The 7,812-nt window shown below is 63.1% G+C and carries 4 protein-coding genes; 2 read left to right on the top strand and 2 right to left on the bottom strand.

Going from position 1 to position 7,812, the window contains the following annotated elements:
• The first annotated feature begins 283 nt into the window (after nucleotides 1-283).
• Nucleotides 284-1,045, top strand: a complete 762-nt coding sequence (locus tag ACN0WV_RS13180; RefSeq protein WP_084354911.1) for an NAD kinase — start codon at nucleotides 284-286, stop codon at nucleotides 1,043-1,045.
• A 679-nt stretch (nucleotides 1,046-1,724) separates the two neighbouring features.
• On the opposite strand, the gene rimO is transcribed toward ACN0WV_RS13180, so the two are convergent.
• Nucleotides 1,725-3,116, bottom strand: a complete 1,392-nt coding sequence (gene rimO, locus ACN0WV_RS13175) for a 30S ribosomal protein S12 methylthiotransferase RimO (RefSeq protein WP_417606360.1) — start codon at nucleotides 3,114-3,116, stop codon at nucleotides 1,725-1,727.
• A gap of 126 nt (nucleotides 3,117-3,242) precedes the next feature.
• Between rimO and ACN0WV_RS13170 the strand changes: the two genes are divergently transcribed.
• Nucleotides 3,243-5,204 (top strand): AsmA family protein, encoded by a 1,962-nt coding sequence (locus tag ACN0WV_RS13170; protein ID WP_417606359.1) that lies wholly within the window; start codon nucleotides 3,243-3,245, stop codon nucleotides 5,202-5,204.
• 90 nt (nucleotides 5,205-5,294) lie between these two features.
• Here ACN0WV_RS13170 and ACN0WV_RS13165 read toward each other — a convergent pair whose 3' ends face one another.
• Nucleotides 5,295-7,667: a Tex family protein gene (locus tag ACN0WV_RS13165; protein ID WP_417606357.1), complete on the bottom strand. Its 2,373-nt coding sequence runs from the start codon at nucleotides 7,665-7,667 to the stop codon at nucleotides 5,295-5,297.
• Between the last annotated feature and the right edge of the window lie 145 nt (nucleotides 7,668-7,812).

Genomic DNA, 7,812 nt, shown 5'->3' with positions numbered 1-7,812 from the left:
CTGGCGGCCAAGCTCGCCCGTGATCGCGGCAAAAACATCCGCGTCACGATCAGAAAGCGGTTCAGTGAAAAATCCAGTATTTCGAGGCGGAACGGTCATAGGCGGTCACTCCGGTTGCGGGGGTGCGTTTGGAAAGGATGCCAGTTCCTACCCCACGTCAGCCAAAGTGCAAAGATCGTAAAGCGACAATCCGGATCATTCAGTCCGCCAATGCTGGCTCTTCGAAGAAACTTGTGTTTGTTTTGGAAGTGTATCGTCTTGTTTCAGGAAGAATGCACCTTTCATGCCCCTTCGAATCGCCTTTTGCGCCAGCGATGCGCCACTTGCCCGTGCAGCGCTTGCCGCCTTGAGTCGTCAATATGGCGATCATGCCGAACCGCATGCCGACGTGATCGTGGCCCTGGGGGGCGACGGGTTCATGCTGGAAACGCTGCATCGCACCCGTGACCTGCCCGCCCCGGTTTACGGCATGAACCGAGGCACGGTCGGTTTTCTGATGAACGAATACAGCGAAGCGGGCCTTGAGGAACGGCTGGCCGCAGCGGAAAAGGCCGTGATCAACCCGCTTTTGATGCAGGCGGAAACCACCGATGGCACGCGGCATGAGAATCTTGCGATCAACGAGGTGTCGTTGCTGCGTGCGGGCCCGCAAGCGGCGCATCTTCGGATCAGCGTCGATGGCAAACTGCGCATGGCCGAGCTGGTCTGCGACGGAGCGCTGGTGGCCACCCCCGCCGGATCGACGGCCTATAACTACTCGGCGCATGGCCCGATTCTGCCGATCCGGTCGGATGTGCTTGCCCTGACGGCGGTTGCGCCTTTTCGCCCACGGCGTTGGCGTGGCGCGCTGCTGCCAAAATCGGCGCATGTCCGGTTCGAGGTGCTGGAGCCGGAAAAGCGACCGGTGATGGCAGACACCGATGGGAAATCCGTGCGCAACGTGTCCGTGGTGGACATCCACTCGGACGCGTCAGTCGAGCATCATATCCTGTTCGACCCCGGTCATGGACTGGAAGAAAGACTGATCCGCGAACAGTTTGTTTGATGGTGTTTACGCTCTGAGGGGCATGCTTCGACAGCGCCCGCCCACCTCAAAACCTGTCGCAAAGATGGGCCGCTCAAACGAATGACGGTGCCCCATTGCTGGGGCACCGTCGTCTCGTCATAAAAAAATACTCGTTCAAATCATACGCCGCACGGAGGCGGATAAAGGTTTTGCGCATACACAGGGTCTTGATCTGGTACCGCGGGACTGGTGCGGATGCGGCAATTTCTCCCTGTGACCGGCTTTGCTTCTGAGGTGTTGGGCCCTCGGTCCGCTCTGTCGGCTGCCTCATCATATTAGCGTCACCCTGACGCTTTGTCGCCCCAGTTTAGCCGGGTAAATCCGCCGATATTATGGTAATTCGTGCAGGTGAGACCTTTGGACCTGTAAGAAACATCAGGTCCGGCGATGGAAAGCGCTCAAATATCGAATTCACATCGAAATGAACGACCCAATGATTCGGATTTTCCAGAATCTGCCTGAGATCTCCATTATTCCTATAATATCAATGACTTACCTCATCTCTTGCGTCTCGACGCTGCGCGCATGAGCCTTCGCTTCAAGGAAAATATTCACCGTCGAGGCGTTTAAGCGTCTGGCGTCGCAAGGCTTTTTACGGGTCGGACACGGAAGACCGCATTCTGACGCCGATCAGAAGCACGCATGACGCCATACCGCATCACACCAATTCACCCCACAGGTCATACTCGCCGGCCTCATCGACCTTGACCCGGACAATATCGCCAACGGACAACGCGTCGGTCCCTGCATCGATGAACAGATTGCCGTCAATTTCTGGCGCATCGGCTTTGGTGCGGCAGGTCGCGATGCCCTCCGCATCAATATCGTCCACGATAACCTCTTGCGACGTGCCGACCTTGGCCTCCAATTTGGCTTCGGAAATTGCCTGCGCCTTTTCCATAAACCGGTTCCAGCGGTCCTGCTTGACCGCAGCATCCACATGATCCGGCAGATTGTTGGACCGCGCACCGGCGACGTTTTCGTATTGAAAGCAGCCGACACGATCCAGTTGCGCCTCGTCCATCCAATCCAGAAGGGTTTGGAACTCGGCCTCGGTCTCGCCGGGATAGCCGACGATGAAGGTCGAGCGCAGCGTGATGTCCGGGCAGATGTCGCGCCAGGCGGCGATCTCATCCAGTGTTTTGGACCCGGCGGCTGGCCGCGCCATGCGTTTCAGGACATCAGGATGCGCGTGCTGGAACGGGATGTCGAGATAGGGCAGCAGTTTGCTGTCCCCCGCCCCGGCAGCCCCCTCCATCAAGGGGATCAGGTTGCGCACGGAGGGATAGGGATAGACGTAATGCAGCCGCACCCAAGCGCCCAGCGACCCCAGATCGCGCGCCAGATCGGTGATATGCGCCCGGTGGCCCCGGTCCTCGGCATGGCGGATATCCAGCCCGTAGGCAGAGGTGTCCTGCGAAATCACCAGCAGCTCTTTCACGCCGTTCTCAACCAGCTTTTCCGCCTCGCGCAGGATGGCATGGGCCGGACGCGAGGCCAGCCGTCCGCGCATATCGGGGATGATACAGAACTTGCACTTGTGATTGCAGCCCTCCGAAATCTTCAGATAGCTGTAGTGGCGCGGTGTCAGCTTGACGCCTGATGCGGGCAGCAGGTCGATGAACGGGTCGGGATCGGGCGGCACGGCGATATGCACCGCGTCCAGCACCTGTTCATATTGATGTGGGCCGGTCACCGCCAGAACACGCGGATGCACCCCGGTGATATAATCAGGCTCGGCACCCAGACAGCCGGTGACAATCACGCGGCCATTTTCGTTCAGCGCCTCGCCAATTGCCTCCAGACTCTCGGCCTTGGCGGTGTCCAGAAATCCGCAGGTGTTCACAATCACAGCATCCGCGCCGGAATAGTCGGCAGAGATGCCGTAGCCTTCGGCGCGCAGCCGGGTCAGGATGCGCTCACTGTCCACCAGCGCTTTGGGGCAACCAAGACTGACCATGCCGATTGTCGGCTGGCCGACACGGCGGCTGTCATCATAGCGCGCACGCGGCGCAAGGTCAGGGCGGAGATTCGGAGGGTTCTGCGTCATGTGCCCTCTTACAGCCGGACTTTGCGGCAGAAAAGGGCGAAGACGATACCATCTCGCTTGCGTGCAACACGCCTTCGCGTCACGCTACGCGCAAAACCCCATGGTAATCGGTAAGGGAGCAGCCCGATGCGCCTTGTATTCCGCCTTCTTTCTGCGGTCGTCATCCTGATTCTTCTGGCCGTCGTCGGCGTCCTGATGCTGCCGGGCGAACGGCTCGCGCATCTTGCGTCGTCGCAATTGTCCAAGCAGCTGGGCCGCGAGGTCACGATCCAGGGCGATGTCTCGCTGACCTTCTGGCCAACGCTGTCGATCAGCACCGGTCCGTTGGAAGTCGCGAATGCCGATTGGGCCGGGGACACGCCGTTGTTGAGCGCGCAGGCCGCGCGGATCGGCGTGGACGCCGCCGCGCTGCTGTCCGGCGACATCACCTTTCGTATGATCGAGGCCGACGCGCCCCGGATCACGCTGATTACCGATGCAGATGGCCGCGGCAATTGGGAACTGTCCACGACAGAGGCCAACAGGACCGAGGCCGCGCCAGCCGCCTCTTCCTCTGATCAGACGCCCGCCATCCCCGTCTTCACACTGGACCGTCTGCGGCTGAGCGATGCGTCGCTGAACTGGCGGGCCGCGGGTGCCGATCCGGTGGTCATGGAGGGCGTCGATCTGGACCTGTCATGGCCGGACCGCGATGGGCCTGCCACGTTTGACCTGACGCTTCGGCCCCAGGGCGACCCAGTGCGTATCGCCGCCACGATAGGCCGCCCGCAGGCGATGATGACCGGTGCCGCCGGACCTCTGGTCGCCTCGCTGGACGCGCCGGGTGGCACGGCGAAGTTTGACGGCACGTTCGGCACCAAGCCCGAAGCGCAGGGCGCGCTGTCGCTTGACCTTGCCGATACCGCGCGGTTTCTGGCCGCGCTCGGCATTGCGGGCGTCGATCTGCCACAGGGTTTGGGGCGCAAGGCCAGCGGCACGGGCCAGATCACCCTGTCCGACGGCAACAGGTTGGCCTTGCGTGACGGAAAACTCACTCTGGATAGCAACAGATTGCAGGCCGCCGCTGACATCACGTTGGCGGCCAAGCCGCGCATCACCGCGCGCCTCAACGCCGATGCGCTGGATTTCTCCGGCCTCGCGCAGGGGGGTGCGGGCGGCAGCGGCGGGTCCGGTCGCGGCTCTGGCGGGTCTTCCGGCTGGTCCACATCCCCCTTCGACGCATCCGGCCTCGCCGCCTTTGACGGAGAGATTTCGCTGGAGGCCGGAGCCATTGATCTTGGTACACTGAAGCTTGGCAAGACCCGCACTGTAATGACGCTCGATCGGTCGCGCGCGGTCTTTGCCCTCAACGAAGTGCGTGCTTATGACGGCCTCGTCACCGGCGAATTTGTTGCCAACAACCGCAACGGCCTGTCGGTCGGCGGCAAGCTGCGCGCTTCTGGCGTCGAGATGCAGACGCTTCTGAAAGACGCCGCGGACGTGAGCCGGTTCTCCGGCAAGGCCGACGCCACGCTGAATTTCCTTGGTGTCGGGCAAAGCACTGCCGCGATCATGTCCTCGCTGAAAGGCGACGGGTCGGTGAAGGCCGGCCCCGGCAGGATTTCCGGCATCGATCTGGATCAGCTTTTCCGCGCGGGCGGTGTTGGCGGCGGCACCACCGTCTTTGATACGCTCACCGCCAGCTACACCATCGCGGGCGGCGTGTTGCGCAACAGCGACCTGCTGATGTCCCTGCCCGGCATCACGGCAGAGGGCGAGGGCAAGGTGAACCTCGGCGCGCGGACCCTGGATTATCTGGTCGTCCCGACGGCGCTGAATGCACGCGACGGGCGCGGGCTGGCCATCCCGGTCCGCATCAAGGGGCCGTGGGGCGCGCCCGCCATTCGCGCGGATATGGGCGAAGCGATTGACCGCAACCTCGCCGAAGAGCGCAAGGAACTGGAAGACAAGGTCCGCAGCCAGGTCAGCGAGAAGCTGGAGAAGGAGCTGGGCGTCACGGTCGAACAAGGCGACAGCATTGAAGATGCCCTCCAACGCAAGCTGGAGGAGGAGGCCGCCAAAGGGCTGTTAAGGCTGTTGGGGAAATAGGCGGACAAGCGGGCGCGGCTCTGCGCCGACCGTCACGCTGTGGTCGCGCGAGCCACCCGTCAGGTCCGACGCTTGGCCCCTGGCCCTGTCCTATTTCTTCTTCAGCGCGTCCAGCAGGGCCGAACCGAAAGCGCCCGGTTGGTCCGGTTTGCCTGCGGGCTTGCTTGAATGGCTGGAGGCACCCCGCGGCCCCTTGCCCGGACCGCGGCCACCGCCATTACTGCCTTTGCCGCCGGGGCCACCCCTCGCCGCGCCGGGGGCGGCATCACGCTCTGCCTTTGCAGACCGGGCAGAGTCCCCGCCATCCTTGCGCATCGTCAGCCCGATGCGTTTGCGCGGCACGTCCACCTCGGTCACGCGGACCTTGACCACATCACCGGCCTTGACCACCTCATGCGGGTCTTTCACGAACCGGTCCGCCAACTGGCTGACATGCACCAGCCCGTCCTGATGCACGCCGACATCCACGAATGCCCCGAAGGCCGCGACGTTGCTGACCGTGCCTTCCAGCACCATGCCGGGTTTCAGATCCTTGATGTCCTCGACCCCGTCGGCAAAGCTGGCCGTCTTGAATTCCGGGCGTGGGTCGCGGCCGGGCTTTTCCAGTTCCGACAGGATGTCGCGCACGGTGGGCAGGCCAAAGCTGTCATCGACGAAATCCTCAGGCTTTAATCCGCTCAGCGCGCCACTATCGCCCATGATCGACCGCAGATCGCGCCCGCAGGCTTTCACGATCCGGCGCGCCACGCCGTAAGCTTCGGGGTGAACCGACGACGCGTCCAGCGGTTCCTTGCCGTCCCGGATGCGCAGAAACCCCGCGCATTGCTCGAACGCCCTTGGCCCCAGCCGCGCGACTTTCAGCAATTCCTTGCGCGCCGCGAACGCCCCGTTGCTGTCACGATGCGCCACGATGGATTCCGCCAGACCCGGCCCAAGGCCCGAGACATGCGCCAGTAGCGGCGCGGAGGCGGTATTGAGATCCACGCCCACCGCGTTCACCGCATCCTCGACCACCGCCTCCAGCGATTTGGACAGGCGCGATTGGTCAACGTCATGCTGATATTGGCCAACGCCGATGCTTTTGGGTTCGATCTTGACCAATTCGGCCAGCGGGTCCTGCAAGCGCCGCGCAATCGAAACGGCACCGCGCAGGGAAACGTCCAGATCGGGAAACTCCCGCGCCGCCAGTTCCGACGCCGAATAGACCGAGGCGCCGGCCTCTGACACCACAACCTTCGTGGGCTGTTTCACGTCCGCTGGCAGCAATTTCAGCGTCTCGGCGACCAGCCGTTCGGTTTCCCGGCTGGCAGTGCCGTTGCCGATGGCAATCAGATCAACGCCATGGCCCTTGATCAGCCGCAGGATCGCCTCTTGCGCGCCGCGCGTGTCGTTCTTGGGCTGGAACGGATAGAGCGTGTCCGTCGCCACCACCTTGCCGGTGGCGTCGATCACCGCCGCTTTCACGCCCGTGCGGATACCGGGATCAAGGCCCAGCGTCGCGCGCGCGCCCGCCGGTGCCGCCAGCAGCAGATCCTTGAGGTTACGGGCAAAAACCGCGATCGCCTCGTCCTGTGCCCGCGCGCGCAGATCGCCCAGCAGTTCAAACATCATCGACATGGACAGCTTCACCCGCCAGGTCCAGCCCGCCATCTTGCGCAGCCAGACGTCCCCGGCACCACCCGTCCGGCATGCCAGCCGCGCCGCGACCATGCGTTCGGCCCGTTCGGCCCCCTCTTCGGGGTCAGGCGCGATATCCACCGTCACCACGCCCTCTTTTGACGCGCGCATCATCGCCAGCGCCCGATGCGAAGGCACATCCGCCCAGCGCTCGCGGTGATCGAAATAATCCGAGAACTTCGCGCCCTTTTCTTCCTGCCCCTTGACCAGCTTGGCCGTCAGGAACGCTTCTTTCTGCATGAAGGCCCGCAGATTTCCCAGCAACCCCGCATCCTCCGTCAGCCGTTCTGCCAGAATATCCCGCGCGCCTTCCAGCGCCTGTTTCGTGCCTTCGACGGCCTCGGACAAATAACCTTTCGCCAAGGCCTCCGGATCGGCAGAGCGGTCGGCCAGAATGCCCTCCAGCAGCGGCTCCAGCCCGTTTTCGCGGGCAATCATCGCCTTTGTCCGGCGCTTGGGCTTGTAAGGCAGGTAGATGTCTTCCAGCGTCGCTTTGGTCTCGGCGCTGGCGATGGCGCGGGCCAGATCGTCGGTCAGCTTGTCCTGCCCTTTGATCGACTCCAGAATGCTCGCGCGCCGCGCTTCCAGCTCTCGCAAATACGCCAGACGGTCGGCCAGATTGCGCAACTGCGTATCGTCCAGACCGCCCGTCGCCTCTTTGCGGTAGCGCGCGACAAACGGCACGGTTGCCCCGCCATCCAGCAAGGCAACAGCGGCGTTGACCTGCCCCGGCTGGGCGCTGATCTCTGTGGCAATGGTCCGGGCGATGCGATTACTGGTGTCCACGGGGCGTCTTTCTGTCTGGCTTCGGGACGTCCGTCATACCGCTACGCCACGCGCGCGCCAAGGGGCCTGCGCGACCTCTCGCCAAAGCGCGACCGCCGCAAGATTTCATGCACTACCGGCCATCCACAGATCCAACTTTAGGCGC

The organism is Primorskyibacter flagellatus (genome assembly GCF_048268605.1).
Classification (GTDB): Bacteria; Pseudomonadota; Alphaproteobacteria; order Rhodobacterales; family Rhodobacteraceae; genus Primorskyibacter; species Primorskyibacter flagellatus.
This window is presented reverse-complemented; position numbering and strand designations above follow the sequence as displayed.